The sequence below is a fragment of the Herbiconiux sp. genome, from assembly GCF_023264895.1.
Classification (GTDB): domain Bacteria; phylum Actinomycetota; class Actinomycetes; order Actinomycetales; family Microbacteriaceae; genus Herbiconiux.
Genome location: NZ_JAHFUY010000020.1, coordinates 58,156 through 84,687, shown reverse-complemented (window position 1 = coordinate 84,687; position 26,532 = coordinate 58,156). Strand labels below are relative to the sequence as shown.

Here is a 26,532-nt window from a genome sequence, read left to right as displayed (position 1 = left end):
CATACGCATGCCTCACTCATCGCCCGTGGAGATCCTCATGACCAACTCCCCCACCGTCTTGTTCATCTGCCAGCACAACGCCGGCCGTTCACAACTCGGAGCAGCACTGCTCGAACTCCTTGCGGGCGACCGGTACGCCGCGACCTCAGCTGGGCTCTCCCCCGCTGATGAGGTCAACCCGGCGATCGCTGCGACCGTCGCCGAGCTGGGCATGGACATCGTGGGGCGGGTGCCCCGCGCCGTGACCGAGAACGATCTCGAGGAGGCCGACATCGTCGTTCTCATGAAGCCCGGGCTGAAGCTTCCGGGAACCCCGCGCGGCGAGGTGCTCGAGTGGTCATTCCCCAACCCCGAGTCATGGGACGCGGAAGCCGTCCGCCCACTGCGCACGGCAGTCTCCGACAAGATCAAGGCGACGATCCTGACCCGCTGAGCATCTGAGCACCTGGCACACTGCTGCAATGGCATTTAGTTCCATTCGCCGGATGAACCCAGATGACTGGCCGGTCGTCGAGGCGATCTATCGCGCCGGCATCGAAACCGGCAACGCGACGTTCGAGGCGGATTCGCCGAGCTGGGAGCACTTCGACGCCAGCAAGCTCGACATCGGCCGCCTCGTCGCCGCCGACGACACCGGGGCCGTGGTCGGGTGGGTCGCCGCCTCCCACGTCTCCGCCCGCGAGGTCTACCGCGGAGTCGTCGAGCATTCCGTGTACGTCGCACGGGCCGCCGCCGGTCAGGGGGTCGGTCGGCAGCTCGTCGAGGCGTTGATCGCCGCTGCGGAGAGCGCGGGCGTCTGGACGATCCAATCGAGCATCTTCCCCGAAAACACCGCGAGCCTCGCCCTCCACGACCGTGCCGGCTTCCGCCGCATCGGCACCCGCGAACGCATCGCCCTGATGACCTACGGCCCCTGGGCCGGTCAGTGGCGCGACACGATCCTGATCGAGCGCCGAAGCGCCGACGGCTCCTCCTAGGCTTCACACGAGCAGCCTGGCGCTACGCGCCGAGGGCCGCTCCTGCTCCCGACGCTGTCTGCGGTCAGAGACGGGCGTAGCGGGCGCGCACGAAGGTGTAGACGCCGTAGGCGATGAGACCGAGTCCGACGGCAACGAGGATGGCCACTCCGAACGGCAGCTCCGCCAGCGACTTCAAGGCGCCGTCCAGGCCGGTGGAGCTCTCGGGGTCGAGGGTGGCCGCGGCGACGACCAGGAGGATTCCGACGACGCCGATGGCGATCCCCTTGGCGACATATCCGACGACTCCCAGGATGCGTACTGCTCGTCCCGGCGTGCCGCTCGGGATGGTGAGGTCTTCCTCGAACTTCCGGGTGACGCCTTTGAAGATGAAGTATCCGCCGATGGCCAGGGCGATCACGCCGACGGCTCCGAGCAGGACCTGACCGCCGGGCAGGGCCAGGATGGTCGCGCTCGCCTGCTGTGCGGAGTCGCTGCCGTCGGCGCTCTGCCCGAGAGCGAACGTCAGCGCGGTGAGACCGAGGGCGATGTAGGCGGCTGCTTTGCCCGCGGCCACGAGGCTTCGAACCCACCGCTTCTTCGACGCCGATCCGACCCCGAGAACGGCCTGCACGATCAGCCACAGGCTCAGCGCGAACAGGCCGACGACGATCACCCAGAGCAGGACAGTGCCACCAGGGAGTTCCGCGACTTCTGCCAGGGCGCCGGCTTGATCGGTTTCGCCGCTCTGATTGAAGGCCACGCGGATGGCGAGATAGCCCAGCAGCAGATGCACGAGGCCGCTGGCGGCGTATCCGACGCGGGCGAGCACGTTCAGGATGGTGCTGTTGCCGGCCGAGTTTGCTGCTCGGCGCGCCGTGGAGCGTGTGCTCATGGGTGGTGGGCCCTTCGATCTGCGGGTGGGGAATGCGGCGAGTGGGTCAGGTGCCGTCGCGTTGCAGCTGCGACAGCGGCCCGAGAATTGGTTCACCCGGGACTCGGACGGTGCGGTGGGTGTCGATGGCGATCACCGTGCCGACGATGACGAGCGACAACGCGATCGAGGCGGTCGTGTCGCTGATCCAGTGGTAGCCGAGGTAGAGGCGACTGACGATCTGCAGCCCGATCGAGGCGATCGCGACACTGAAGGCGGTGATCGTGAACCAGGTGCGCTGGATGCGACTGGCGAGGAGGTAGGCGGTGATGAGGAGGAAGTCCGACGTGCCGAGCACGTGCCCGGAGGGGAAGGAGAAGGAGTGGTCGGGGCCGAACAGCATCAACCCGACCGGTGGCCGTGGATGCTGCACGAGGGGGGCGATGGTCTGCGCGAGCACGACCCCGCAGATCATCCCGCCGGCCAGAAGCAGGGGCCGCCAGAGGTGCCGCGCCACGCTGATCCAGATGACGAGCACGACGAGGATGATGATCGGGAGAGCGACCGGGCCGAACGCGACGGCCAGAACGATCATGATGCCGGTCGCGGTGCCGTCGACGCGCTCGTTGAACCAGGCCTCCACGGGTGCGTCGAGCTCATGGAAGCCGGTCTGCGTGAGCACACTCATGAGCAGGAACACGAAGGCGACCGCTCCGGTGGCGACGAGGACGCCGCTGGTCACGTAGAGGCGCTGGCGGGCTGCTGGTTGCAGGTACCGCTCTTCGACGATGAACTTCTCGCGCCACTGAGCGATGCGTCCCGTGCGGGTCGCGGTCATCGATCCGCCGCTTCTGCACTGAAGCGATCCGGACCGGTTGAGAGAGTCCAGCCGGCGGCGATCCGTGCCTCCATCGTGACGGTGTGGCGCGCTTCGGCCATCGGTGCTGGACCCTCTCGGTCGGGGTTGTGGGCTCAGACGCGGCGGTTGCCGGAGAGCATCCGGACGAGGAACACGATCACGGCGAGCACGAGCAGGATGAGACCCACCCAGAGCAGGAAGTTCAGCGACGAGACGAAGCCGCCCGTGAACAGCAGGATGACTGCGATGACCGCGATGACGATAAGCAGGATGTTCACTGTATTTCTCCTTCTGTTGTGGATGACGACCGGAACCGGGACATGCCGTCTTCGACCATGCCTACCACGATTGAGTCAATAGCGATTGAGTCAACCTCGATTGGTAGCTCCGGCGGCATGATCCACGGGAATACGAACAAGGGCGCGACACTTGCACCCTGTACCCCCAGGGGGTATGATGAGCATGGGTAGGAGACTGTGATGGAACACCACTCAGGACATCATTCAGGGCGTGGTCACGGTGATCATGTGGGCCAGTTCCGGCGGTTGTTCTGGATCATGCTGGTTATCGCTGTACCCGTTGTGGTGTTCTCGCCGATGTTCGCCATGATCCTCGGCTACCCGCTCCCGGATGCGACGTGGGTCGGATGGATTTCTCCCGTCCTCGGAACGGTGATGTACGTCTGGGGCGGCCGACCCTTCCTCACGGGGGCGGTCAGTGAGCTGCGGGCTCTCAAGCCCGGGATGATGCTGTTGATCGCGTTGGCGATCACGGTGGCGTTCTCCGCGTCCTGGGGGGCGACTCTCGGTCTGGTCGATCACGAGCTGGACTTCTGGTGGGAGCTGGCCCTGCTGATCGTGATCATGCTTCTCGGGCACTGGATCGAGATGCGATCGTTGGCGCAGACGACGTCCGCTCTCGATTCCCTCGCCGCACTGCTGCCCGATGAGGCCGAACGCGTCGATGGGGAACGCACCGTCTCAGTCGCCCCTGCAGACCTGGAGCTGGGGGACGTCGTCGTCGTCCGACCCGGTGGCCGCGTGCCGGCCGACGGCCACATCGTCGCGGGGTCGGCCAGCATGGACGAGGCGATGATCACCGGTGAATCCCGTCCCGTCAGAAGGGGTGTGGGCCAGATGGTCGTCGCGGGGACCGTCGCGACGGATTCCGGGTTGCGGGTCGAGATCACGGCGGTAGGTGCGGACACCGCCCTGGCCGGCATTCAGCGGCTGGTCACGGATGCGCAGAACTCGTCCTCGCGTACGCAGCGGATCGCGGACACCGCAGCCGGATGGCTGTTCTGGTTCGCTCTCGGGGCCGGAGTCATCACCGCCATTGTGTGGACGGCAATCGGTCTACCCGACGAGGCGGTCGTCCGGACCATCACGGTGCTCGTGATTGCCTGCCCCCACGCTCTCGGCTTGGCGATTCCGTTGGTGGTGTCGATCGCCACCGAGCGCGCCGCTCGAGGTGGGGTTCTGATCAAGGATCGTCTGGCGTTGGAGAGCATGCGCACCGTCGACACGGTGCTCTTCGACAAGACGGGAACGCTCACCAAGGGCGAACCGACGGTGACCGCGATCGAAGCGAGGGAAGGTCGCTCGGACGAGAAGGTGCTGGCTCTGGCTGCCGCGGCGGAAGCGGATTCCGAGCACCCGCTGGCCCGCGCCATCGTCAATGCTGCCCGAGCACGGAACCTCTCGATCCCGGCTGCCGCCGACTTCGCCTCCTCCCCCGCTGTCGGGGTGACCGCGACCGTTGCCGGCGCACGCGTTCAGGTCGGGGGGCCCAATCTGCTCGAGCACGAGCATCAGGTGGAACTCGGTGTCGCCGATTCGTGGCGGAAGGACGGTGCGACCATCCTGCACGTCCTGGTCGACGGTGCGATCATCGGCGCCCTCGAGCTCGCCGACGAGATCCGGGAGGAGTCTCGGCAGGCGATCGACGCCCTTCGCGCGCAAGGCATCGGGGTGGTCATGATCACGGGAGATGCCGAGGCTGTCACCCGTTCCGTAGCCGCAGAGTTGGGAATCGACCGATACTTCGCTGGAGTGCGTCCGGAAGACAAGTCGGCCACGGTGAAGGAACTGCAGGCGGAGCACCGGCGGGTCGCGATGGTCGGGGATGGCGTCAATGACGCTCCCGCACTGGCTCAGGCTGACGTCGGGATCGCGATCGGGGCCGGCACCGATGTCGCGATCGCTTCCGCGGGAGTGATCCTGGCAAGCGATGACCCGCGCTCGGTGCTGAGCGTCATCGAGTTGTCACGAGCCGGTTACCGGAAGATGAAGCAGAACCTGTGGTGGGCCGCTGGATACAACCTGATCTCGGTGCCGCTGGCGGCGGGGGTTCTGGCTCCGATCGGTTTCGTTCTTCCGATGTCGGTGGGCGCGATCCTGATGTCCTTGTCGACGATCGTCGTCGCGGTGAACGCGCAGCTCCTCCGCCGACTGCAGCTGGATCCCGACACGAGCGCCCGTGCAGCTCTGGATCATTCCACCCCCGCTGCGCACTGACGTGCCTACAGGCCTTCGGCCGGTCCCAGGTAGGCGAGGGACTCACGGCAGGACGATCTCGAAGGCGGGATCACCGGGGCTGAGGACCCCCAGGAGTTGTTTCAGCACGTCGAGGTCGCCGCGAATCTCCAAGCCGTCGGAGTCGAGATCACCTCCGGCGAGGCGGATCAGTCGCGGCTTGGTCACGGTGAGGTGGAGCTTCGCGTCGGCGTCCGGATCGCGTTCGACGTAGACGAGCACGCCGTTGCGGAGAGCGAGATGGAAGCTCCTGCCGAGGTCGCTGATCGTGATGTCGAACTCCAGTTCCAGGTCCCATGCGCGGGGACCGTCGACCGTGATCGCAACAGCGTCGAACAGCTGCTCCGGGGTGAGCTGCGCCAGGATCGCGGGAGCGTTCGTGACGGTCGGGGTGCCGAAGTTCCCTCCTCGGAGCTCGGTCGCACCGGAGAGGTAGAAGTTCCGCCAGGTCCCGTTCTCGGCGCCGTAGCCGAGCTGCTCGAGGGTGTCCGCGTAGAGCGCCTTCGTGCCGACGTGGCCGGAGTCCGTGAAGATCGCGTGGTCGAGCAGCGTGGCGGCCCACCGGAAGTCGCCCGAGTCGTAGGCGGCCCGGGCGAGCTCCACGACCCGATCGATGCCCCCGAGGGCGTCGACGTAGCGGACCGCCTGCTCCTTCGGCGGGTGCGGCCAGAGCCGGGCGGGGTTGCCGTCGAACCACCCCATGTAGCGCTGGTAGATCGCCTTCACGTTGTGGCTGACCGAGCCGTAGTAGCCGTGGGTGTGCCAGGCGCTCTCCAGCGCCGGAGGCAGCACGATGGTCTCGGCGATCTCCGCTCCCTGCAGGCCCTGGTTCAGCATCCGGAGCGTCTGGTCGTGGAGGTAGCCGTACAGGTCGCGCTGCAGGCTGAGGAATTCGACGATCTCGGAGCTGCCCCAGGTGGGCCAGTGGTGAGAGGCGAAGACGACCTCGGCCTCTCCCCCGAAGCGTTGGATGGCCTCGGTGAGGTACCGCGACCACACGTGGGGGTCGCGCACGACGGCACCGCGGAGCGTGAGCAGATTGTGCAGAGTGTGTGTGGCGTTCTCGGCCATGCACAGGGCCCGGTAACGGGGAAAGTAGAAGTGCATCTCGGTCGGCGCCTCGGTGCCCGGCGCCATCTGGAACTCGATCTCCAGGCCGTCGACGGTGTGGGTCTGACCGGTCGCGGTGATCTCGAGTGTGGGCGACAGCAGGGTGGCCTCACCGGTCGATGTCGTCTGCCCGAGTCCGGCTCCGACCGCGCCGCGCGGGCCTCGCGGCAGGGCCGCCCCGTACATGTACCCGGCCCGTCGGCCCATGGCGGTGCCCGCGTAGACGTTCTCGGCGACGGCGTGCTCCACGAGCCCTTCGGGGACGATGATCTCGACGCCCGCGTCGACCTCCGCCTGCGTGATGATGCCCTGCACACCGCCGAAGTGGTCGATGTGGGAGTGGGTGTGGATGACGGCCGTGATCGGCCGGTCGCCGCGGTGCCTGCGGTAGAGCGCCATCGCGGCGGCGGCGGTCTCCTTCGAGATCAGCGGGTCGATGACGACGACCCCGGTGTCGCCTTCGACGAACGACATCACCGACAGGTCGAGACCCCGGATCTGGTAGAGACCCGGCACGACCTCGAACAGTCCGTGCTTGGCGACGAGCTTGCTCTGCCGCCACAGACTCGGGTTCACCGTGTCCGGTGCGTCACCGGTCAGGAAGTCGTAGGTCGACGCGTCCCAGACCACCTCACCCGCCGCGTCGCGGATCTTCGGGTCGTCGAGGGTTCCGATGAATCCGCGCTCCGCGGCGGCGAAGTCCCGGTCATCGCCGAACGGCGACCGGGCGAGCACATCCGCGTGCTGAACCCTGATCGAATCGGACGCCTCAGCGCCGATGAACTTCTCTGCCATCGTTGTCTCCCCCACACGTCGATCGCACGACGCCTCATCGCGCTCTCACTTCATCCAAGCCGCTCGTATCCCCCCGGTCAAGGGACATCGGTTCCAGGGGACATGTGGTGGCGGACGCTCTCACGAGGGAGCACTATGTGTTCACCGGCAAGGGGGGATCATGGTCGACGAAGCAGCGACTCCCGGCAAGCGCGCGCGTGAGATCCGGGACATCGTCGCGGTGTTCGTGCTCTCGGTCACGGCGGTGCTGACCGCCTGGTGCGGGTTCGAGGCGTCCAAGTGGGGCGGCGAGATGTCGATCGCGTTCTCGCAGGCCTCGAGCGCCCGGATCCAGGCCGGCAACTACGAGGGCGAAGCGCGCGATGCCCGCCAGTTCGACCTCACCATCTACGCCGAATGGGTGAAGGCCGATCTGGCCGGCGACACAGCACTCGCGACCTACATCGAGACCAGGTTCCTGCCCGACTTCGCCGTGGCGTTCGACGCCTGGGTGGAGGACGGGCGCCAGGAGAACTCGCCGCTGGCGAGGTCGGAGTACATCCCGAGCGGCGCGGTCGAAGCAGACGAGTGGAACGCCCGGGCCGACGAGAAGTTCGCCGAGGCGCTCGTCGACAACCAGCGCGGAGACAACTACTCGCTCCTGACCGTGCTGTTCGCCCTGGTCCTGTTCCTCACAGCGATGTCGCAACGTGCTGCGGCGTCCTGGGCCAACTGGACGCTGCTCGGGCTCGCGCTCGTCGCCGCTCTCGTCGGCATCGGCGTCGGGATGACCTTCCCCATCAAGATCTGACCGCACCGCTTCGGGCGTCGTCTAGCGCTGTTCGTCCGGCGGCGACCGGTCGCCGGTGAGCCAGCGCCCCAGCGGGGGACGATCGTCCGTGCTGCCGAGCAGGATCGTGCGCACCAGGAGCGTCATCGGGAGCGCCAGGATCGCCCCGACCGGACCGAGGACGGCGGTCCAGAAGACCACGGAGAAGAAGGTGAGCGTGAGATTCAGGCGCACCGCCTGGCTCACGAACCGGGGCTGGACGAACACCTGCAGCGTCACGTTGATGACGCAGTAGCCGATCAGGACGACGAGGCCCGTCTGCCACCCTCCCACGGCGAAGGCCAGCACCGTGGGCGGTATGAGGCCGATGATGAAGCCGACGCTCGGGACGTAGTTGGTGATGAAGGCCAGCACCACCCAGGCGAACACCCCGGGGACGCCCGCGGCCCAGAGCAGCAGCCCGTCCACGATCGCGACGGCGGCGCCGAAGACGGTGTTGATCACGTAGTACCGGCGCACCGATCCGGCGTAGGCCCTGAACGCGTCGACGAGGACACCCTGGGTCGCGCGGAACCTTTCGATCGCCCCATCGATGATCGGGGCATCGACGGCCATGTAGAGCACGTAGATGATCACGAAGGCGAACGCGACCATGAGGGATGCGGCACGTCCCGCGATGGCCGTGGAGACACCGATCAGGGTTCGAGGGTCCAGCCAGCCGGTGAGCGCATCACCTGCAGCGCGGGGATAGCCGAGTTCACTCGTCAGAGAACGGACGGCGTCCCCGCTGGTCTCGAGTTCCGACGCGTAGTCCTGCACGATGTGCGCGAAGTGCCCGCCGGCGACCACGGTGAGGACCAGGATCACGAGCAGCACCGCCCAGGCGATCAGGATCTCCGCACCCGTGGCCACCCACGGAGAGACCTTCCGTGCTTCGAGGACGTGGCGGATCGGATGGACGGTGATGACCAGGACGAGAGCGAGCAGCAGCGGCGAGATCAGATCGGCACCGAGGTGGATGCCGACGATCGTGATCGCGGACGCGGCCGTGAACAGCACGATCCGAGTGGCGGCACCGAGGCCGCGCCGGTCGTTCACACAGCGCCGCCCACATCGGCGACGGCTATCCGGCACCGCGATGCCCAGAAGTCCATCACGCCCCATTCCCCTCGTCCCGGAGGATCGTGTCGCCGATCCTAAGCAGAGTTCCGTCTCCAGCACCAGAGGGAGGTCCCGCACCGACGACGACCCCAGGAACCACTAGCCCTGCAGCCGCACGCTGTGAGAGGTTCGGAGGAGGCTTCGTGGAGGGACAGCCGCATGGAACTTCTGGGTGTGGTGGGTGCTCTACTGCCCTTGGGAGTGGCCGCTGCCCTCAGCTCGGTGCCGATCGCGGTCATGATCGCTCTGCTGCTGTCGCCCCGCTCGTCATCGAACGGCATCGGCTTCCTGGTGGGCCAACTCGTCGGAGGATTCCTGCTCGCCTGGGCATTGGGCAGCGGCCTCTCGTCGATATCGCCCCGGCACGCGTTCGGCCACATGACCGTGTTCGGGGCCGCGGAATTGGTGATCGGTGCGGCTCTCATCCTCTACGGCATCCTCACGCTCCGGCGCCCGAGCACACCCTCACGATCGCCGGCGGGCGGCTGGCTCGATCGGATCGGCTCCGTGCAGGCCTGGACCGCGCTCGGCGTCGGGGTGATCGTCAACCTCAGGCCGAAGGCTCTCCTCCTCGCGGTGGCCGCGGGCATCGCGATCGGCAGCAGCCGGCTCTCGACGGCCGAGACGATCGCCGCCGCCGCGATCTATGCCGCTCTCAGCTCATCCGTGATCGGCGGACTCGCGATCACGCACCTGGTCAGGCCCGACACGACCACGGCCTGGCTCGATCGGGCTCGAACCTGGCTCGATGCGCACGGCCGGCTCGTGACCTTCATGGTCGCGATCATCATCGGCGTCGTCATCATCGGCGACGGCCTCGTCCGGATCAGCCGATGACCATGCAGCGGAAGGCGCACTCATGACGATTCCTCCCTCAGTCAGCGACTGGCTCGCGTCGCCCTCGATCACGGCGTGGGACCTGACCTTCGCCGCGGCGACCCTGTTGGTCGCGTGGATCGCATCGATCTTCGCCCGCCGAGGGGTCATCGCACTCGGCAAGAAGGTGAACGGGATCGGAGACGGACCCGCGATCCTGATCGCCCGCATCGTGCGCTACGTGATCCTCCTCACCGGGCTCGGGGTCGCACTGGTCTTCCTCGGCGCCTCGATCCAGCCGCTCATCGCGATCGGGCTCATCGTCGCCGTGGTCGTGTTCCTCGCCCTGCGCGGGGTCTCGGCGAATTTCACCGCCGGGATCATCCTCCAGACGCGCCACCCCATCAACGTCGGCGACGACATCGAGTTCGACGAGTTCCACGGGGTCGTGCAGGAACTCAACGGTCGCTCCGTCGTCCTGACCGTCGAGGGGGTCGAGGCCGTCGTCCTCGACGCCGTCGATTCGATCGATGCCGTCCTCTCCGAGCCACCCGCCCGGATGATCTGCATCACCGTGGAGCCCGGCCGGGTGACGCCGATGTCCCCCTCACTCCCCCGCCACCACTCTGATCGCGACGGCTGCCTAAGGGGTTCCGAGATCGACCACGTACGACGGGACCAGCTCGACCTCCAGGTCGGTCAGATCGATTCCCTCCGCCGCGAGCTGCTCCTTCAACGTCGTGGTCTCGGGAACGGGAAGAGGTCCGGTGACTCGGATGACCACACTTCCGACGTGAGTGTCGTCCACGTCGACGAGGTCCCAACCCACCTCATCCGCCCAGCGCTCCGCCACGGTGTGGATCGTGCTGTCGCGGAGGGCGGACGAGGCCGATGACACGGAGCTGACGGTCAAGGGGATTCCGACGATCACCAGCATCGAGACGATCACCACGAAGGCCCGGCGCCGATCGACCGGCTTGGCGTCGGCGCGCACCGTGTCCGGGTGCACGCGGTAGAACGCCATGACGACGATTCCGGTCACGAGGATCGCGGCCACGTTCGTCGCGAACAGCAGCAGAGCTCCGAGCGATTCCCCGGTGGCACCCGACTCGAGTGCGAGACCGGCCACGGTCAGTGGCGGCACGAGCGAGATGGCGATCGCCACCCCGGGCAGGGTGTCCGAGATGTCTCGCCGGACGAGTGCGATCGACCCGACGACGCCGGTGCCGAGCGCGGCCAGCAGATCGATCAGTCGTGGGCTGACACGGCCGGCGACCTGGGTGTTGGTGGCCGCTGTGATGTCGTTGGTCATCAGCAGCCCGACCAGGAAGCCGATCACGACGCAGGCCGTGGCGCCCAGAACGATCAGCACCACCGAGCGGATGAGATTGGTGCGGTCGCCGAGAACCGTCGACAGCATCGCACCCTGGATGGGGAGCATCATCGGCGCCACGATCATCGCCCCGATGACCGTGGCGGTGGAGTCGGCCGCAACGCCCGCGGAAGCGATCACCGCGGCAAGGCTGAGCAGGACCCAGAAGCGGTTGACCTGCCGGCCTCGTGCGGGCCCGTCGAAGATCACGGCGTCGCGCATCGCCTCGGTGGTGTTGATCGAACCGTCCATTTCGCTGTATGTTACCGCCACCTGGCACACCTATTCGGGGGGTGGACGATGGGCGTCCGAACGAGCACCACGACCGTGACGCGAGCCACGACGAGCCCGGCCCGACGCGCCCTCTCCGGACTCCTGGCGGTGTCGCTCGCTCTCGGCGCCGGGCTGCTCGCCCTGTCGGCACCGCTCGTGGTGGCATCGCCGGCCGAGGCCCAGGACTGTCAGAGCGGATCCGTGAACCCGATGGGCGGGGCGACACCGATCGGTTCTGACGCCGGCTACACCATCTACACGACCGGCGACGGCGTGCTCGGCAACAGCGAGCTCGAGGGAACCCTGGCCGTGGGCGGCACAGCCACGTTCGGCGCCGCAGGCGGCGGGTCCGGCTCGTACGCGATCTTCCAGGGCGGTGTCGGCGGCAACGCCGACTACGGCGTGCCGACCATCGACGGGGATCTCAACCGGGTGCTCATGTCGCGGTTCGGACTGCCCGAGCCCGATGCGCCGCAACGCGTCGCCCAGGTGCAGGTGCGTGTCGATGGCACCCCCGCCGCCGGCGTGAAGATCGTCGATCAGAGCACGCCGCCCGGCTACGGCGTCATGGCCGCCTACGACAGCAGCGGCTCGACCTACTCGCTCTCCCCCGGTGCCGGCGGCACCAACCTGAGCCCGCAGATCTCGTCGACCCCTCAGCTCTGGAATGGCGGAGCAGGCGCCGCCTCGTGGTCGACGGCTCAGCCGTTCACCGACTACTTCCCCAGCGATACGGGCGCAGACATCCTCGCCGACGCCGGCTACGTCTCCCCCGCGTCCATCTCGGTCGGTGGTGAGGCGGCGATCGCACTGGATGCTTCCGGCCCCAACGCGATGACCCTCCCCCAGTTCGGTGCCGCGGCGAAGTTCACGATGACGCAGTACTCGACGCAGTCGCCCCTCGTCGTGCAGATCAGCCCATCCGACCTCGTCGACGGGACGCTGCGGCTGCCCTCCTACGCCTACCCCGGGAAGGACGTCCCGAACGGCCTGGGGATCAGCTACGTGCTGTTCGACCTCAGTGACATCACCGGTGACGTCGTGATCACCTCGCGCGGCGGCGAGCCTGTTCGCGGTTCGATCTACGCGCCGCAGGCGCACGTCATCTTCCCTCCCGGCGCGCAGGGCGGCGTGGAGTTCGAAGGGCAGGTCGTCGCCGGAGACTTCACCGCACTGCAGGGCGGCAAGGAGCTGCACACCAACCTCTTCGCGGGCCTCTTCCCCTGCGCCACCGACCCGGTCGGCGGCTTCTCGCTGCAGAAGATCCTCGCGGGTGGCATCACAGCTGAAGAGCTCCCCGCCGGCACCGACTTCGAGACCACCGCATCCTGGACCATCGACGCTGTCGACTACGAGGAGACCTACAACCTGCCGTCCGACGGCGCCGTCGTGCAGGGCCCGCAGGACCTCCCGGCGGGGACCATCGTGTCGTTCAGCGAGATCACGCCTCCGGATGCGCCCGGCTGGGCCTTCGAGAGCGTCTCCTTCTCGCCCCCCACCATCACGATCGCCGCCGGCGAGAATCCGGTCGTCGTGGCCACCAACACGTATCAGCCCGTCGGCGGCTTCTCGTTGGCGAAGCAGCTCAGCGGGGTCGCACCGGATGACGTGCCCGCCGGACTGAGCTACCGGGTGCTCGCTGTCTGGGTGAACGACGGGACGCCACAGGTGCGAAGCTTCGACCTGCCCGCCGACGGCACCGTCGTGGCCGGGCCGCAGAACCTCCCGGTGGGGAGCGTCGTCACCTTCGTGGAGATCGGCCGCCCGAGCATCGACGGGTACGTCTTCGACGGCGTCTCCTTCTCGTCCCGGCGGATCACGATCGGCCAGGGCACCGATCCGGTGGTCACCGCCACCAACAGCTACCTGCCCGTCGTGCCCGAGGCCGGCGGATTCTCGCTGAGCAAGCAGGTGGCGGGCATCGATCCCGGTGCCTTCCCGGAGGACACCACGTTCGAGGTCACCGCATCCTGGACCGTCGAGGGCGCCCCCGTGAGCGAGGTCTTCGAGCTGCCGGTGGACGGAACCACCGTCACGGGGCCCCAGGATCTCCCGGTGGGGACCGTCGTGACGTTCGAGGAGTCCGACCCGAGCGCCCTCACCCCGCCGGATGCGACCCTGGAGTCCTGGGGCGTCGCTCCCGAGGAGATCATGATCGGGGACGGCGAGAACACGCAGGTCACCGCCACGAACACCTATTCGACCGTGCGACCGGTCGGCGGCTTCGACCTGCAGAAGGTGCTCGCACCCGAGAGCGCGATCAGCGACGCCGAATTCCCACCCGGAACCACCTTCCCCGTCGTGGCCGTGCACGTCGTGGACGGCCGGCCCGTGATCGACCGGTTCGACCTGCCGGCTGATGGCACCGTCGTTCCCGGACCGGACGATCTCGCGGTGGGCAGCCGGGTGGCGTTCCTCGAACTCGGAGGGCCGGACGCACCGGCCGGCTACATCGACGAGGGAGTCTCCTTCAGCGCCGATGGCGCATCGCTCGGCCCCGCGGTCATCACCATCGGAGACGGCACCACCACCTCGGTCGCCGCAACCAACACGTACCGTCCGGTCGGCGGTTTCTCGCTCAACAAGTCCCTCGCGGGAATCGACGCCGGAGCGTTCCCGGCCGACACCACCTTCTCCGTCGTGGCCTGGACCCGCATCGACGGAGTCTTCGACTGGAGCGCCTTCCCCGTCCCGGCCGACGGCAGCACCGTGGAGGGGCCGCAGGACCTTCCCATCGGCACCGTCGTGAACTTCTTCGAGGTCGATCCACCTGCCGCGCCCGGGTACGAGTACACCGGCGTGACCTTCTCGCCTGAGTCCGTCAGCATCGGCCAGGGCGAGAACCCCACCGTGACGGCGACGAACAGCTATCGGCAGCTTCTCGGCGGGTTCTCGGTCCAGAAGACGATCACCGGCACCGGAGCCGCCTCGGTTCCTTCAGGTACCACCTTCGAGGTGGAGTACTTCCTCGACGACGCCACCACCCCGGCCGGCGTCCTGACCGTGCCGTCGACGGGCGAGGTCGTCGACGGGCCTCAGGACCTTCCCGAGGGCACCGTCGTGACCTTCGACGAGGTCACCCCGCTCCCGGTCGTGCCCGGTGCGGCCTGGGAGACCGCGCAGTTCGACCCCGAGCAGATCGTGATCGCCGACGGCGGGAACGAGACCGTGGTGCTCGCCAACAGCATCCGGCTCCTGGCCGGAGGGTTCTCCCTCCACAAGGTCATCGACGGCAGCGGGGCCGGAACCGTCCCCGCCGGGACGACCTTCGACGTCGCCTACCACCTCGACGGTTCGGTCACACCAGCCGGAACGCTGACCGTCTCCGCCTCGGGCGAAGTCGTCGACGGGCCCCAGGATCTCCCCGCCGGTACCGTCGTCACCTTCAGGGAGATCTCGACACTTCCCGAACTGCCCGGCGGGAAGTGGACGGGACAGCCCACCTTCAGTCCGGAGCGGATCGTGATCGCCGACGGCCGGACCACCGCCGTCACCCTCACGAACACCTTCGCGGCGTATCCCCTGCCCGACACAGGGCTGCCGTGGCCGCACGTGGTCGTCGCGGTCGCGTTCTTCGCGCTTCTGCTCGGTCTCCTGGTCGTGGCGACGACGCGACGGGCTACTGCAGCGCGGACGTGAGCCGCGCGAGACCATCCAGGAACGTCGCCGAGCGCGGCTCCCTCTCCCACGACTCCAGGGTGATCCGGGAACCGATGGCCCGGTAGCCGGCCTCGACCTCGCGCATGCCGTCGACGAAGGTGCGGCCTCGAACGAGGAGCGACACCTCGAGGTCGAGGGCGAACGAACGGATGTCCATGTTGCTCGATCCGATCACCGCCACCTGGTCATCGATCGAGAGATGCTTGGCGTGCAGGATGAACGGGGCCGGGTAGGTCCAGATCTGCACGCCGGCTCGCAGGAGCTCACCGTAGTACGAGCGCTGAGCGTGCCAGACCGGGCCCTGGTCGCCGATCTCGGAGACGAACAGCTGCACGTCGACGCCGCGTCTCGCCGCCGACGTGATGGCGTACATCATGGCCTCGTCGGGCACGAAGTAGGGGCTGGTGATGATCGCCTTCTCCTGTGCGGCGTGGATCAGCTCGAGGAAGAGCCTCAGGTTGTTCTCGCCGTCATAGCCGGGCCCGGACGGCACCACCTGGCAGTCCATCGCTTCCGGTGACCGGTCGGGCACCACCTCCGCGATGGGGACGTTCTCGCCGGTGATCAGCTCGTCGGTCTCACACCACCAGTCGCCGAGGAAGATCACGTTGATGCCCGTCACGACCGGACCGGTGACCCTGGTCATGAGCTCCTGCCACTGCAGACCGCGTGCGATGTTCTTGGGAGAGTTGTAGCTCCGGTCGGTGAGGTTCTGCGATCCCATCCACCCCACTCGTCCGTCGACGACGACGAGCTTGCGGTGGTTGCGCAGATCCGGGCGCTGATACCTGCCCTTCAGCGGCTGCACCGGGAGCATGAAGCTCCAGCTCACTCCGATGCGGTCGAGCTCCGCGAAGGTCTCCTTGTGCCCGACCGCCCGAACGGATGCGACGTGGTCGAGGAGAACCCGCACCGTGACGCCCCTCCGCACGGCACGCTCCATGGCCGCGAAGAACTCCCTCGTGGCGTCGTCGAACGACACGATGTAGAACTCCACGTGCACGAACGACGTCGCCGTGTCGATGTCGGCCGCCATTCCCGCGATCGACGCCGGGTAGTCGCCGACCAGTTCGGCACGGTTGCCACCGACCATGGCCATCGACCCCAGGGCGTGGTTCAGCTCCGCGACGCTCGGCAGCCACGTCGGCCACCCCGACCGATCGAGGGGAAGGCCGTGGCCGACCGCTGACCCGGTGATCAGGCGGTCGATCTCCTTCTGCCTGTCCCGGCGCTTCTTCGGGAGCTTCGCGCTGCCGATGAGGAGGAAGAAGAAGATCCCCAGGTACGGGATGAAGAAGATCGCGAGCAGCCAGGCCATCGCCGCCGTCGGTTTGCGGTCCCGCGGCAGGATGATCAGTGCCGCGATCTTCACGACCAGATCGATCACGAAGAACAGCACCGCGACCAGAACCGTGACTGCCTGCGTCTCCATGACGCCGCCTCTCCCCCGCTCTCAGGACGACCACGGCGATCCACTGCGATCTGTCCGGTGCGCCGATTATGCCAGTATCCGTGTGCGCTGTGGGGCACTCCGTTAGGGTTGGTCCACGGCCCGGCTCAGCGATGAAGGGGACACGATGACGAATTCCAGCGCTCCCGGATCCCCCGACACCGCCGCCGCCTCACGCTCGTATCCGCGCGGCACCGTCATCCTCGTCGGGCTCGCCGCCGCGGTCGTCGTCTCGTTCGGGATCGCGGGTCTCCGCGACATCCTCGCCCCGGTCCTGCTGACCATGATCCTGACGATCTGCGCCCACCCCGTCGGTGCCGCCCTGGAACGACGCGGTGTCCCCCGCGGCATCGCGACCGGATCCGTGATCCTCGTCGTCTTCGCCCTCCTCGCCGGCTTCACCTATACGCTGATCATCGCGTTCGCCCAGTTCACGACCATGCTTCCCGACTACGCCGATCAGCTCGGCGAGATCGGCGCGAACGTCGCCTCCTGGCTGCAGAGCATCGGCATCGGCACCGAGCAGGTCCAGGCCGTCAGGGCGAGCTTCGACCCGGGCAGCATCCTGGCCTTCTTCAGCGGCCTGCTCGGGAGTGTCTTCGGCATCACCGGAGGGCTGATCATCGTGCTCACCATGCTCATCCTCATGTCTGCCGACGCCGTGTACGTGCCCACCGTCCTCCGCCAGATGAGCGACCGCCGCCCCCACCTGGCCGACGCCCTCCGCGCCTACGCCTCCGGGGTTCGCACGTACATGGTCGTCACCACCCTGCTCGGCATCGCCCAGGGCATCCTCAACACCATCGCCCTGGCGATCATGGGCGTCCCCGCCGCGCTCCTCTGGGGGCTGCTGGCCTTCCTCTGCAGCTTCATCCCCAACATCGGCTACTTCTTCGCCATCATCCCGCCGATCGTCTTCGGCTTCCTCGTCGGAGGCTGGCCCACCGTCATCGCCGTCATCGTGGTCTACGGGATCATCAATGCCGTGGTGCAGTCCGTGATCCAGCCTCGCGTCGTGGGCAACGCGGTGTCGCTCAGCCAGACACTGACCTTCTTCTCCGTGCTGTTCTGGGCGCTCATCATCGGGCCCATCGGCGCCATCCTCGCGATCCCACTGACGCTGCTCGTCCGCACCGTCCTTGTGGACTCCAACCCCGACGCCCGCTGGATACGTCCCGTGATCGGCGACACCCTCGAGACGCGCGCCATCATGAGAGCCGACGACGCGACCGCCAAGCGAGCCCGCCAGCAGCGAAGACAGCGGGCGTCGAGGGACCACTGACCAGCCGCCGGCCGTGAGCGACACTCGCAGAGCCATCCCTCACTCCGTGTCGACGTCCGGATCGATGAAGAAGTTGTCGCGGAAGAGGCCCGATGGGTCGTACGTGCGCTTCAACCCGCGGAGGCGAGTGAGATGCGCCGGCGGGAACGCCACGGCGAGGTTCTCCGGACCCGTGTCCGACTCGAAGCTGAGGTACATCCCCTCGAACGACGGCGACAGCCGCGCCCACCATGCATCGAGCCCCGAGTCGGGCGATCCCAGTGCGACGAGGGCGAAGTTCGCGCCCCGCCAGCCGTACGCCGTCGCCAGCGATGGAACGTCGGAGATCGCACCGCCGACGGAGCGGATGGTGAAGAAGTGGGAGGCGCCCGACTCCAGCATCGCCGCGAGCTCCGACGACAGCTCGGGGTCGAGGTGTCGCGCGAACGCCGAGTGGGACAGCGGTTCCCCGACGCCCTGCTGCCTGCCCTCCTGGAGGTAGGCCCCCATGACCTCCTCATAGCTCGTCATGGCCACGGATCGCTGGGCGAGCGGCGCAGTCCGGAGGATCGGCTGCAGCCGTTCCAGCACGACGTCGGAGTCTCCGGAATCGACCACCACGGTCGCCTGAGCGTAGTTCGCCCGGCCGCGCCGGGTTGCGCCGAGCAGCACGGTCGCGGTGACCGTGCGGTCGGACGCTTCAAGGGCGGTCCCCCAGTTCTCGAGGAACTCGGCGACGTCGGTCACCGCGAAGGTCAGCTGTGCGAAGGCGACGTCACCCACGGGGACGGCCTCGAACTCGAAATCGACCGCGACACCGAAGTTGGCTCCGGCACCGCGCATCGCCCAGAACAGGTCCGGGTTGTCGTCCTCGCTCGCGTGCAGGAGCTCGCCGTCGGCCGTCACGACGTCCACCGACCGCAGGTGATCGATGGTCAGCCCGTGCTCGCGGGCGAACCAGCCGATCCCCCCTGCCGTCGCGAGCCCGCCGACACCCACCCCGCCGTAGTCACCGCTCGTGATCGCCAGACCCAGCGGCGTGAGAATGCGGGCGACGTCGATCCACCGAGCACCCGGCCCGATGTCGACGCGCCGGCCGCCGCGCGGCGTGACATGGTCGAGCGCACTGACGTCGATCACCAGGCCGCCGTAGTTCAAGGAGCGGCCGGAGATGCCGTGACCGGCGCTCAGGATGCCGAGCGGCACGTCACGCTGCGATGCGGCGAACCGCACGGCGTCCTGCACCTGGGCCGGGTTCTTCGGCCGCAGAACGAGCGCGGGTGCGCCGCCGCGCAGGAAGCTCGCCGTGTAGCGGGGATAGTCGCGGTCGCCGGGCTCGACCGCGGTCACGGCGAGCGACTCGGGGATCGCGCCGTAGTCGATGCCGGCCATCCGCCTGCTCACTTCTCGCCCGCCCTGGCCGCAGCGACCCGCTCGCGGACTTCTGGCGCGATCCGCTCCGCGAAGTGGCGGATGACTCGCGAATCGTCTGCGCCGAGGAGGATGAAGATGCTCACCCCGTCCTCGAGAGCGAGCCGCACCAGGTCGTCGGCGGATTCATTCGGAGTGATGTTGAGAAGCCGGGTGATGTCTCGCGGATCCCTGCCGACCGAGGCCGCGGCGGCATCGATGACCTCGTTGCCGCGCGCGTAGTCGCCCGGCTGCATCGCCGGAAGCCCTGGCAGCCAGCCGTCTGCCTTGCGCCCGATGAGGCGGAGCATCCGGGGCTTGTAGGCCCCGAGCCAGATGGGGATGTCGTGCGCCGGCGCCGGTCCGCGCTGTGCGCCCTCGACGGAGTAGAACCCGCCTCCCGCCACGAGCGGAGTGCGGAGCGTCGTGTCCCAGATGCCGCGGAAGATCGCGAGCGACTCCTCCAGCCCCGTTATGGCATCGGCGTGACCGAGCTTCCGGCCACCCATGGTGGCGACGGCGTCCCAGAAGTATCCGGCTCCGAGGCCCAGGGCGGCCCGTCCCCCGCTGAGCAGGTCCAAGCTCGAGACAGCGCGGGCCAGGACAGCGGGGGGCCGCAAGGCGAGGTTCAGCACGTTCCCGGACAGGTGGACGTGGCTGGTCTGCGCGGCGACCCACGTCATGAGCGTCCAGGTGTCGTGAAGCGAGGAATTGTACGGGTGGTCCTGGAAGGTCACCACATCGAGTCCCGCATCGTCGCTCGCCTTGGCCATATCGAGGGCGTGATGCACGGGGCTGACGGTCGGTGTGATGAAGGATCCGAACCTGAGTCGGTGGTGGTAGTCGGGCATGGCTCCAGCTTCATCGGCTGGATGAAGCCCTGCAAACCCGCAGTAATTGGGCTACTATAAGTAAGTGCCCAGGCCGGATGTGGAACAGTGGCAGACCATCGACGACGAGGCCTGCCTCGGGGCGATCGAGGTGATCGAGGCCGTCGGCAAGCGCTGGAACGGCGGTATCCTCCTGGCGCTCGCCCGCGGCGCCGAGCGCTTCAGCGACATCATGGCGGTCGTGCGCGGCCTGTCCTCCCGTCTGCTCGCGGTGCGGCTGCGTGAACTCGAGCACGCCGGGCTCGTCGACCGCGTCGTGGTGCACACCATGCCCGTCTCGGTCCGCTACCAGCTCACAGCTCAAGGGCGTGATCTGCTCGGTGCCCTCCAGCCGATCGCCGGTTATGCTGCCCGATGGAGGGTCGCCCCGACGCACCCGGATGCGGCCCCGCGTACCGACGCCGACGTGGCCTCGGAGCCTCGGTGAGGCTCAGTCGAGGATCTCGCCCCGCTCCTCCGGCGGGCGGGCGACCAGGCGCTCACGCCACACCTGCAGCGCCTCGGGAGCGAGCCGCGGCCAGTCGGTGATCTCCTCCACCACGCGCAGCGGGCTCGTGCTGCGGTACGAGCGGGTCGGGTTGCCGGGGAACTTCTTGTCGGTCACGTTGGGGTCGTCCTCGAAGGCGCCCATCGGTTCCACGCGGTAGACCCGGGGCTCGCGCTCGTCGGGCGCGAGCTCGGCCGCGAGTTCCGCCGCGAGCCCGGCGCCGTCGACGAGCGCCGTGAAGTAGATGTGGTTCATCACGACGTCAGGCCGGTAGTTCGAGCGGAAGCCCGTCGAGAGCAGATCACCCGGCCTGAGGTCGGCGGTGGTGCCGTGGAAGAACGGCCCCGTCTCGTGCGCCGCACTCACGATCAGGCGTCCGGCCGCGATCCGGTGCGCGAGAGCACGTAGTGCACGACACCGGAGGGCGACGCCGTCACCTCCACGTCGAAGCGCTCCTCGAGGCCCTCGAGACCGTCCCAGACCCGCACGCCCCGGCCGAGCACGATCGGCACCACCACGAGGTGCAGGTGGTCGACGAGGTCGGCCTCGAGGAACGCCCGGACCACGGTGGGACCGCCACCGAGCCGCACGTCGAGCCCGCCGGCCAGCTCCGTCGCCAGCGCGAGCGCCTCGACGGGAGGCAGCGAGCGGAAGAGGAACGTCGTCTCCCCCACCACGAGGTCCGGCCGCTCGTGATGGGTGAGCACGACGACCGGAGAATGGAACGGCGGCTCCTCCCCCCACCAGCCACGCCACGACTCGTCCTCCCACGGCCCCTGCTGCGGGCCGAACTTGCGGCGTCCCATGATCTCGGCACCGATCCCCCGACCGGTGGCCGCCGCGAACGCGTCGTCGACGCCCGTGGTGCCCGATCCGACGGCCTCGTCCTCGTGGCCCGACATCTGCACGAACGAGCGGGTCGGGAAGAACCACTCCATGAGCCTCCCGCCGGCGTGCCCGAACGGCGTCTCGAACGACTGCCCCTCCCCCGTCGCGAAACCGTCCAGCGACACGGCGAGGTTGTGCACTCTGAGCTTGACCATGCGGTCACGCTAGCAGAAAGTGGACGCCGTCAACATAGAAGGAGGCGTCAGCCGGATGCGGGCTCCTCCGAGACGCGGAGGTCGCCCCGGGCGGCCGCGGCATTGAGATCCTGGAGCCAGGCGGAGTTCAGCTGCGGCGACTTCGTGGAGTCGAACTGGAACTGGATCGGCACCGCCGGATGCATCCACACCGTCGTCCGGCCGTCTTCGCCGTGCCCCACCCAGGAGAGCGTGAACGACTCCGATCGCCGGAGCTTGCTCACGATGACGACCTGCACGTGCGCGAGGACGCGGTCGGCGAACTCGATCTCGCGCTCCTGCGGGCCGTAGAGCAGCCGGCCCATCAGAGACCGTTCCGCTCGGCGTGCTCGACCTCGGCGAGGTTGAGGTGCACGGCGATGTCGGGCCCGGTCTCGCCCGGCACGACCGCACTCGAGGTGGTCCGCTTGCGGGTGGCGCTCGACATCTGCTCGAGCAGGGCGACCGCCTCCGGATCGGCCACATCGGAGACACTGGGCCTCGAGAGGATGGGGATGCCCGGCCCGAGCACGATCGAGATGGACCCCTCGCGGCCGTCCTCCTCGATCGTCGGCACCGTCACGAGCAGCCCGTGGTCCATCGACCTCAGAGACGCCGCGAAGGTCATCATCGCGTCTGCCACGGCGTCGGAGGTCTGGAACGCCTCCGCTCCGTATTTCACGCTCTTCATTCCCTCACCATCCCACCTCCGGCTGGTTAACGGAGTCAGGCGCGGAAGAGCCCTGCCTCCGAGCGCACCACGAGCCCCAGCTCCTCGAAGCGCTCGAGCCAGCCCGTCATCGGCCAGGTGCCCCACCGGCGGTGGAAGATCGTCGCGTTCCGGATGATCTCGTCCAGGTGCTCGACGGGCGGGCTGCTCACGGGGTGGTGCTGGTGGTAGGCGCGTGCCGATCCGATCCACGCCAGCTCGACATCGGCATCCCGCGCCCGGTAGGCGAAGTCGGTGTCCTCGCCGCCGTAGCCCGCGTACTCCTCCGAGAAGCCGCCGAGACGCCGCCAGGTCGGCACCGTGAGCGCGAACGACAGCGACCAGAACAACTCGTGCGCCCCACCGAGCGAGACCTCACCCGGCAACGGAGCCGGCCGTGCCGGGTGCGGGGCATCCGCGTCGGCGAGGCGATCGAGGTCGTAGCCCCCGTCGGGGGCAGGGGGAAGATAGGTGACCGGACCGCAGAGCAGGCGATCGGCGAGCTCCGGATCGGCGGCCGCCTGCGCGTAGGCAGCCACGGCTCCCGGGCCCGGCACGCAGTCGACGTCGAGGAAGACGAGCACGTCGGCACCCAGCGCGCGGGCCGTCGCCGCACCGAGGTTGCGGGCCCGCGCCAGGGGCAGCCCGTGATCGGTGGTGGGGAGGCTCACGAGGTGCACGCCCTCGAGTTCGGGGGCCGTCGAGCGCACGAGGTCCTCGTCGTCCATCGCCACCACGACGTGGAGATCCGGCTGCTCCCCCTCCCGGCCGAGCGCGCGCCGCTGCAGCAGGAGGTGGCCTCGGCGGCCGTGCACGATCGTGATCACGGCGGTGCGGCTCACGACACCACCTCCGGCACGCGGGCGGCATCGGCGACGCGGCGGATGGCGGCGGCGGCGCGCTCGGCGCCCAGCCCGTCGTTCCAGCCCTGCCACAGCTCACCGTCCTGAGCCGCCGCCTGCTCGAGCAGCGCCCGCCAGCCCGAGGAGGGCAACCGCTCGAGCACGACTGCCGGCCACTCGGGCCGCTGCAGCACGGCCGCCGTCGTCCGCTGCTCGTCGTGTGGGCGGTCCTCCGGCACGATCACCGCGGGGCGCCGCGCGGCCGCGATCTCGGCGATCGCGTTCTGCCCCGCGTGCGCCACCACGACGTCGGCGGCCACGATGAGCGGCCAGGGATCCTCGACCCAGCGCCCGCTCGTTCCGCCCACCACGTCCCAGTGCCAGTCCGGGGTCTCGGCGCGCGCCCGCTGCAGGGCCTGCTCATCCGCTCCGCCGCCACCCGCACCTCCGAGCACGAGCACCCGCCGGCCCGTCGCGCTCGAGCCCAGCGCACTCGTCGACGGCGGCCGCCGCGAGATCGCGCCGACCGCCTCGACCCGCCCGGCATCGGATGCCGACAGCCCACTCACCATGCCCGTCGCGGCCGGCGGCCAGGCGGCGACGAGCGCGCTCGACACTCCGAACCCGAGCCGATGCGGCCCGTCGGAGCGCTCACCCGGCAGCACGACGCTCACCACCGGGACCCCGTGCAGTCGCGCCAGCAGAGCCACCTCCACCGAGACGTCCACGACCATCGCCGCGGGCCGGGTCCGCTCGATCCACTCCGAGATGTTCGCCGACCGCTGCCGGAAGCCCTCGTGCCGAAGCGGTGCCCAGTGCAGCGCGCCGCCGGCATCCGGAGCATCGGATGCGACACCGCCGCTCCCGAGATCGGCCGCGGGCCCGTCGTCGCGCGGCAGCACGATCCACTCCCCCGGCCAGCCATCCGGTCGCGGCGACGACGAGAGTCCCGTGACATCGCGGCCCAACCGGGCGGCGATGGCGACGGCCCGGGAGGAGTGCCCGCGCCCCTGATGGTGCACGTAGTACCCGATCACGCCGCTCGGGCCTCGCCGAGGAGCCCGATGAAGCACCGTTCGTACTCGTCCACCATGGTCTCCACCGAGCACCGCTCGACGGCGTGTCGGCGCACCCCCATCCGCGGCAGCTCGAGCGCCCCGAGCACGGCGTCGGCGAGCCCTGGCACATCATCCGGGGCCGCCAGCCGGCCGCCGGCCGCCGTCACGATCTCCGGCAGTGCCCCTGTCGCGACCCCCGCCACCGGGGTGCCGCAGGCCATCGACTCCGCGGCGACGAGCCCGTAGGGCTCCGGCCAGTCCGGCGACACGATCGACACCGACGAGTGCCGCACGAGCTCGATCAGCTCCTCGCTCGCCAGATGCCCGGCGTAGTGCACGCCGTCACCGAGCCGAGGTGCGATCTCCCGACTGAAGTAGCCATGATCGTGCACAGGACCCGCGAGCACGAGCGGCACCCCCGCGAGCCTCGCGGCGTCGATCGCCACGTGCGGGGCCTTCTCGGGAACGACCCGGCCGAACCACACCGCATCCGTCCCGCCGGGCCCGAACCGCCAGCGCTCGGTGTCGATGCCGTTCAGGATGACCTCGGCCGGCATGCTCGCTGCCCACCGCGAGGCGGTGTCGCCGCTCACCGCCACGAACCGCGACGGCCCGTGGGCGGGCGGGGTCAGCCGCACGGCCGACTCGAGCCACGGCGTCGGCGGCGTGTGCAGCGTCGTGACCATCGGCACCGACAGTGTCGGGGCGAGCGCCACCGGCAGGTGGTGGAGGCTGTTGTTGTGCACCACGTCGAAGCGCTCGTGCCCGGTGCGGGCGAGGTCGAGCATGAGGGCCAGGTAGGCGTGGTGCTCGCGCATCCACTGCTCGGGCGAGGCCCCCACGTCCGAGCGCGCCTCGTCCGACGGCTCGAACTCGGCCACGTCGAGCGCGGTGGCCCCCAGCGCCGGATCCGATCCGGGCGCGGCGAACAGCGTCACCTCGTGCCCACGGTCGCGCAGAGCTCCGGCCAGGGTGTGCGTCTGGGCTTCGAGACCTCCGGCGAACGGCTCGGCCACGGGGAATCGGCTCGAGGCGATCAGGCAGATGCGAAGGCGCTTCATCCGATGAGACTCCGGTACAAATCGAGGTGGGCGGCGGAGATCATCTCGCGCTGCCGCCGGCGCGCGGGGATCGGCTCGGGCGGAGGGGCCGCCGTGCGCGCGGCGACGTGCACCGCCGTGTGCAGCGACGCGATGTCGAGGCCGTCCTCGTCGTTGTGGTAGCCGATCACCGGGCCCTGCTCCGAGTAGTAACCGCAGTCCGGCGCAATGACGGCGGTGCCGAGGTCGCGGCACGCCTCGAGCCAGCCCGAGTGGGTGCCGAAGCGGTAGGGCAGCACCGAGACGTCGAGGCTGGCGAGGTACTCCCACAGCTCGGCGTCGGTGAAGAAGTCGTGGATGCGCAGCTCGAGCTCGCCGCGACCGCTCGCCTCCTGCAGGTAGGTGCTGAGTGCCTCGTCGTGGCGCGCGCCGGAGGGTGTCAGCACGTCCGTGTGACCATCGACCTGCAGCACGCCACCGGGGATCTCGGCGACGGCGGCGGCCACAGCCCGGATGACGGGCAGCGGGTCCATGCTCGCCCGCAGGCTCTTCACGTGCACTCCCACCCGGAATCCGGAGTCCGCGCGCGGGCTCCCCACCCTGCGGGCCTGCACGGCCGCCATCGTGTCGACGTCGACGACGTGCGGATGCGGCAGCACGAGCGCCGTCCGGCCCCAGCGCCGCTCGATCTCGGCTGCGGCGCCCGGGGTGAGGGTGATGAGCGCATCCGCCGCCGGGATGAGCACGTCGAGCTGGGCGTCGTGCGCGTCGCGCGCGAGGTGATGCGGGTTCCGCAGGTCGTGCACGGTGTAGACGAAGGGCCTGCCGGCCTCCCGGAGGGCGGCGACGAGCTCGGCGAGCTCCTCGGGGGTGCGGGCGTCGAAGCCGAACTGCAGGTGGAAGATGTCGAACTCCGCGGCGTGCTCACGAACCCACTCGGGGTCGAGCATCACGGGGGGCCACCAGCGCGACACCGCGGAGCGACGGTGGTCGTCGGGGTCCGGATCGGGCAGGCGGACGACGCGGTCGTCCGGGATCGGCGGCGACAGGTGCTTCACGTAGACGTGCGACGACGGCACGGAGGCCACGCGGATGGTTCGGGAATCCCCCTCGTCGCCTCCTCGCGCTCTGATCCCGGACATGAC

General features: G+C 68.9%; 26 protein-coding genes and 1 pseudogene. 9 read left to right on the top strand and 18 right to left on the bottom strand.

The features are described from left to right. Window positions 1–433: heat-shock protein HtpX (locus Q0D57_RS03740; RefSeq protein WP_291038346.1), on the top strand; the 433-nt coding region annotated here is incomplete at its 5' end. 52 nt (window positions 434–485) lie between these two features. Continuing rightward, a complete protein-coding gene (locus tag Q0D57_RS03735) occupies window positions 486–977 on the top strand; it encodes a GNAT family N-acetyltransferase (protein WP_291038344.1) in 492 nt (163 codons plus the stop codon). 64 nt (window positions 978–1,041) lie between these two features. On the opposite strand, the gene Q0D57_RS03730 is transcribed toward Q0D57_RS03735, so the two are convergent. From Q0D57_RS03730 to Q0D57_RS03720, 3 genes are all read right to left on the bottom strand, one after another. Further along, window positions 1,042–1,851, bottom strand: a complete 810-nt coding sequence (locus tag Q0D57_RS03730; protein ID WP_291038342.1) for a DUF1206 domain-containing protein — start codon at window positions 1,849–1,851, stop codon at window positions 1,042–1,044. 46 nt (window positions 1,852–1,897) lie between these two features. Then, window positions 1,898–2,668, bottom strand: a complete 771-nt coding sequence (locus tag Q0D57_RS03725) for a phosphatase PAP2 family protein (RefSeq protein WP_291038339.1) — start codon at window positions 2,666–2,668, stop codon at window positions 1,898–1,900. Between the two features lie 134 nt (window positions 2,669–2,802). Continuing rightward, on the bottom strand, window positions 2,803–2,967 hold the full coding sequence (locus Q0D57_RS03720; RefSeq protein ID WP_291038335.1) for a hypothetical protein: 165 nt from the start codon (window positions 2,965–2,967) through the stop codon (window positions 2,803–2,805). A 201-nt stretch (window positions 2,968–3,168) separates the two neighbouring features. Here Q0D57_RS03720 and Q0D57_RS03715 point away from each other — a divergent pair, with 201 nt between their 5' ends. Next, window positions 3,169–5,205: a heavy metal translocating P-type ATPase gene (locus tag Q0D57_RS03715; RefSeq protein WP_291038332.1), complete on the top strand. Its 2,037-nt coding sequence runs from the start codon at window positions 3,169–3,171 to the stop codon at window positions 5,203–5,205. Between the two features lie 42 nt (window positions 5,206–5,247). Here the strand turns inward: Q0D57_RS03715 and Q0D57_RS03710 are convergent, their stop codons facing one another. Further along, complete coding sequence (locus Q0D57_RS03710; RefSeq protein ID WP_291038329.1) at window positions 5,248–7,128, bottom strand: alkyl sulfatase dimerization domain-containing protein; 1,881 nt, start codon at window positions 7,126–7,128, stop codon at window positions 5,248–5,250. A 160-nt stretch (window positions 7,129–7,288) separates the two neighbouring features. On the opposite strand from Q0D57_RS03710, the gene Q0D57_RS03705 reads away from it, so the two are divergent. After that, complete coding sequence (locus tag Q0D57_RS03705) at window positions 7,289–7,918, top strand: hypothetical protein (protein WP_291038326.1); 630 nt, start codon at window positions 7,289–7,291, stop codon at window positions 7,916–7,918. Window positions 7,919–7,939: 21 nt separating this feature from the next. Here Q0D57_RS03705 and Q0D57_RS03700 read toward each other — a convergent pair whose 3' ends face one another. Next, complete coding sequence (locus Q0D57_RS03700) at window positions 7,940–8,995, bottom strand: AI-2E family transporter (RefSeq protein ID WP_291038323.1); 1,056 nt, start codon at window positions 8,993–8,995, stop codon at window positions 7,940–7,942. A gap of 222 nt (window positions 8,996–9,217) precedes the next feature. Here Q0D57_RS03700 and Q0D57_RS03695 point away from each other — a divergent pair, with 222 nt between their 5' ends. Then, window positions 9,218–9,895, top strand: coding sequence for a GAP family protein (locus Q0D57_RS03695; protein WP_291038320.1), 678 nt, complete (start codon window positions 9,218–9,220; stop codon window positions 9,893–9,895). A 37-nt stretch (window positions 9,896–9,932) separates the two neighbouring features. On the opposite strand, the gene Q0D57_RS03690 is transcribed toward Q0D57_RS03695, so the two are convergent. Beyond that, entirely contained in the window at window positions 9,933–10,316 is a 384-nt protein-coding gene (locus Q0D57_RS03690) for a hypothetical protein (RefSeq protein WP_291038317.1), read from the bottom strand. On the opposite strand from Q0D57_RS03690, the gene Q0D57_RS19415 reads away from it, so the two are divergent. Further along, window positions 10,203–10,769, top strand: coding sequence for a mechanosensitive ion channel domain-containing protein (locus tag Q0D57_RS19415; RefSeq protein WP_366518579.1), 567 nt, complete (start codon window positions 10,203–10,205; stop codon window positions 10,767–10,769). The two genes, Q0D57_RS03690 and Q0D57_RS19415, sit on opposite strands and share 114 nt — an antisense overlap. Before the next feature lie 159 nt (window positions 10,770–10,928). Here Q0D57_RS19415 and Q0D57_RS19410 read toward each other — a convergent pair. Continuing rightward, window positions 10,929–11,333 (bottom strand): annotated as a pseudogene (locus tag Q0D57_RS19410) (DUF389 domain-containing protein); the annotation flags it as partial. Window positions 11,334–11,573: 240 nt separating this feature from the next. Here Q0D57_RS19410 and Q0D57_RS03680 point away from each other — a divergent pair. Then, entirely contained in the window at window positions 11,574–15,158 is a 3,585-nt protein-coding gene (locus Q0D57_RS03680) for a DUF5979 domain-containing protein (RefSeq protein ID WP_291038311.1), read from the top strand. Here Q0D57_RS03680 and cls read toward each other — a convergent pair. Then, entirely contained in the window at window positions 15,139–16,611 is a 1,473-nt protein-coding gene (gene cls / locus Q0D57_RS03675) for a cardiolipin synthase (protein ID WP_291038308.1), read from the bottom strand. The two genes, Q0D57_RS03680 and cls, sit on opposite strands and share 20 nt — an antisense overlap. 145 nt (window positions 16,612–16,756) lie before the next feature. Here cls and Q0D57_RS03670 point away from each other — a divergent pair, with 145 nt between their 5' ends. Beyond that, the gene (locus tag Q0D57_RS03670) at window positions 16,757–17,911 is read left to right on the top strand and encodes an AI-2E family transporter (protein WP_291038305.1); all 1,155 of its coding nucleotides are present in this window, start codon (window positions 16,757–16,759) and stop codon (window positions 17,909–17,911) included. Between the two features lie 39 nt (window positions 17,912–17,950). On the opposite strand, the gene Q0D57_RS19405 is transcribed toward Q0D57_RS03670, so the two are convergent. After that, a complete protein-coding gene (locus Q0D57_RS19405; RefSeq protein WP_366518578.1) occupies window positions 17,951–19,282 on the bottom strand; it encodes an FAD-binding oxidoreductase in 1,332 nt (443 codons plus the stop codon). 8 nt (window positions 19,283–19,290) lie between these two features. Beyond that, window positions 19,291–20,151, bottom strand: coding sequence for an LLM class flavin-dependent oxidoreductase (locus tag Q0D57_RS19400; protein WP_366518577.1), 861 nt, complete (start codon window positions 20,149–20,151; stop codon window positions 19,291–19,293). 64 nt (window positions 20,152–20,215) lie between these two features. Here Q0D57_RS19400 and Q0D57_RS03660 point away from each other — a divergent pair, with 64 nt between their 5' ends. After that, the gene (locus tag Q0D57_RS03660; protein ID WP_291038302.1) at window positions 20,216–20,617 is read left to right on the top strand and encodes a helix-turn-helix domain-containing protein; all 402 of its coding nucleotides are present in this window, start codon (window positions 20,216–20,218) and stop codon (window positions 20,615–20,617) included. 3 nt (window positions 20,618–20,620) lie between these two features. Here Q0D57_RS03660 and arr read toward each other — a convergent pair whose 3' ends face one another. The 8 genes from arr to Q0D57_RS03620 are packed head-to-tail and all read right to left on the bottom strand — an operon-like array spanning window position 20,621 to window position 26,529. Further along, the gene (arr, locus tag Q0D57_RS03655; RefSeq protein WP_291038299.1) at window positions 20,621–21,043 is read right to left on the bottom strand and encodes an NAD(+)--rifampin ADP-ribosyltransferase; all 423 of its coding nucleotides are present in this window, start codon (window positions 21,041–21,043) and stop codon (window positions 20,621–20,623) included. 2 nt (window positions 21,044–21,045) lie between these two features. Next, a complete protein-coding gene (locus tag Q0D57_RS03650; RefSeq protein ID WP_291038296.1) occupies window positions 21,046–21,720 on the bottom strand; it encodes a dihydrofolate reductase family protein in 675 nt (224 codons plus the stop codon). A 47-nt stretch (window positions 21,721–21,767) separates the two neighbouring features. Then, complete coding sequence (locus Q0D57_RS03645) at window positions 21,768–22,064, bottom strand: hypothetical protein (RefSeq protein ID WP_291038293.1); 297 nt, start codon at window positions 22,062–22,064, stop codon at window positions 21,768–21,770. Next, window positions 22,064–22,429, bottom strand: coding sequence for a hypothetical protein (locus Q0D57_RS03640; RefSeq protein WP_291038290.1), 366 nt, complete (start codon window positions 22,427–22,429; stop codon window positions 22,064–22,066). The genes Q0D57_RS03645 and Q0D57_RS03640 overlap by 1 nt, the downstream gene beginning before the upstream one ends. A gap of 35 nt (window positions 22,430–22,464) precedes the next feature. Next, window positions 22,465–23,289, bottom strand: a complete 825-nt coding sequence (locus Q0D57_RS03635; protein ID WP_291038287.1) for a galactosyltransferase-related protein — start codon at window positions 23,287–23,289, stop codon at window positions 22,465–22,467. Continuing rightward, window positions 23,286–24,326 carry a glycosyltransferase gene (locus Q0D57_RS03630; protein WP_291038284.1) on the bottom strand — a complete coding sequence of 347 codons (1,041 nt, stop codon included), beginning with the start codon at window positions 24,324–24,326 and terminating at the stop codon, window positions 23,286–23,288. The genes Q0D57_RS03635 and Q0D57_RS03630 overlap by 4 nt, the downstream gene beginning before the upstream one ends. Continuing rightward, window positions 24,323–25,408 (bottom strand): glycosyltransferase, encoded by a 1,086-nt coding sequence (locus tag Q0D57_RS03625; protein WP_291038281.1) that lies wholly within the window; start codon window positions 25,406–25,408, stop codon window positions 24,323–24,325. Before Q0D57_RS03625 ends, Q0D57_RS03630 begins: the two co-directional genes overlap by 4 nt. Then, window positions 25,405–26,529, bottom strand: a complete 1,125-nt coding sequence (locus tag Q0D57_RS03620) for a glycosyltransferase family 1 protein (protein WP_291038276.1) — start codon at window positions 26,527–26,529, stop codon at window positions 25,405–25,407. Before Q0D57_RS03620 ends, Q0D57_RS03625 begins: the two co-directional genes overlap by 4 nt. Window positions 26,530–26,532: the final 3 nt, after the last annotated feature.

Excerpts from the sequence above, each read along its gene's own strand:
- Q0D57_RS03640 (WP_291038290.1), bottom strand. The coding sequence starts at position 22,429 with ATGAAGAGCGTGAAATACGGAGCGGAGGCGTTCCAGACCTCCGACGCC.
- Q0D57_RS03650 (WP_291038296.1), bottom strand. The coding sequence starts at position 21,720 with ATGGTCAAGCTCAGAGTGCACAACCTCGCCGTGTCGCTGGACGGTTTC.
- Q0D57_RS03625 (WP_291038281.1), bottom strand. The coding sequence starts at position 25,408 with ATGAAGCGCCTTCGCATCTGCCTGATCGCCTCGAGCCGATTCCCCGTG.
- Q0D57_RS19400 (WP_366518577.1), bottom strand. The coding sequence starts at position 20,151 with ATGCCCGACTACCACCACCGACTCAGGTTCGGATCCTTCATCACACCG.
- Q0D57_RS03695 (WP_291038320.1), top strand. The coding sequence starts at position 9,218 with ATGGAACTTCTGGGTGTGGTGGGTGCTCTACTGCCCTTGGGAGTGGCC.
- Q0D57_RS03705 (WP_291038326.1), top strand. The coding sequence starts at position 7,289 with ATGGTCGACGAAGCAGCGACTCCCGGCAAGCGCGCGCGTGAGATCCGG.
- Q0D57_RS03725 (WP_291038339.1), bottom strand. The coding sequence starts at position 2,668 with ATGACCGCGACCCGCACGGGACGCATCGCTCAGTGGCGCGAGAAGTTC.
- Q0D57_RS19405 (WP_366518578.1), bottom strand. The coding sequence starts at position 19,282 with ATGGCCGGCATCGACTACGGCGCGATCCCCGAGTCGCTCGCCGTGACC.
- cls (WP_291038308.1), bottom strand. The coding sequence starts at position 16,611 with ATGGAGACGCAGGCAGTCACGGTTCTGGTCGCGGTGCTGTTCTTCGTG.
- Q0D57_RS03670 (WP_291038305.1), top strand. The coding sequence starts at position 16,757 with ATGACGAATTCCAGCGCTCCCGGATCCCCCGACACCGCCGCCGCCTCA.
- Q0D57_RS03620 (WP_291038276.1), bottom strand. The coding sequence starts at position 26,529 with ATGTCCGGGATCAGAGCGCGAGGAGGCGACGAGGGGGATTCCCGAACC.
- Q0D57_RS03730 (WP_291038342.1), bottom strand. The coding sequence starts at position 1,851 with ATGAGCACACGCTCCACGGCGCGCCGAGCAGCAAACTCGGCCGGCAAC.
- Q0D57_RS03735 (WP_291038344.1), top strand. The coding sequence starts at position 486 with ATGAACCCAGATGACTGGCCGGTCGTCGAGGCGATCTATCGCGCCGGC.
- Q0D57_RS03710 (WP_291038329.1), bottom strand. The coding sequence starts at position 7,128 with ATGGCAGAGAAGTTCATCGGCGCTGAGGCGTCCGATTCGATCAGGGTT.
- Q0D57_RS03715 (WP_291038332.1), top strand. The coding sequence starts at position 3,169 with ATGGAACACCACTCAGGACATCATTCAGGGCGTGGTCACGGTGATCAT.
- Q0D57_RS03645 (WP_291038293.1), bottom strand. The coding sequence starts at position 22,064 with ATGGGCCGGCTGCTCTACGGCCCGCAGGAGCGCGAGATCGAGTTCGCC.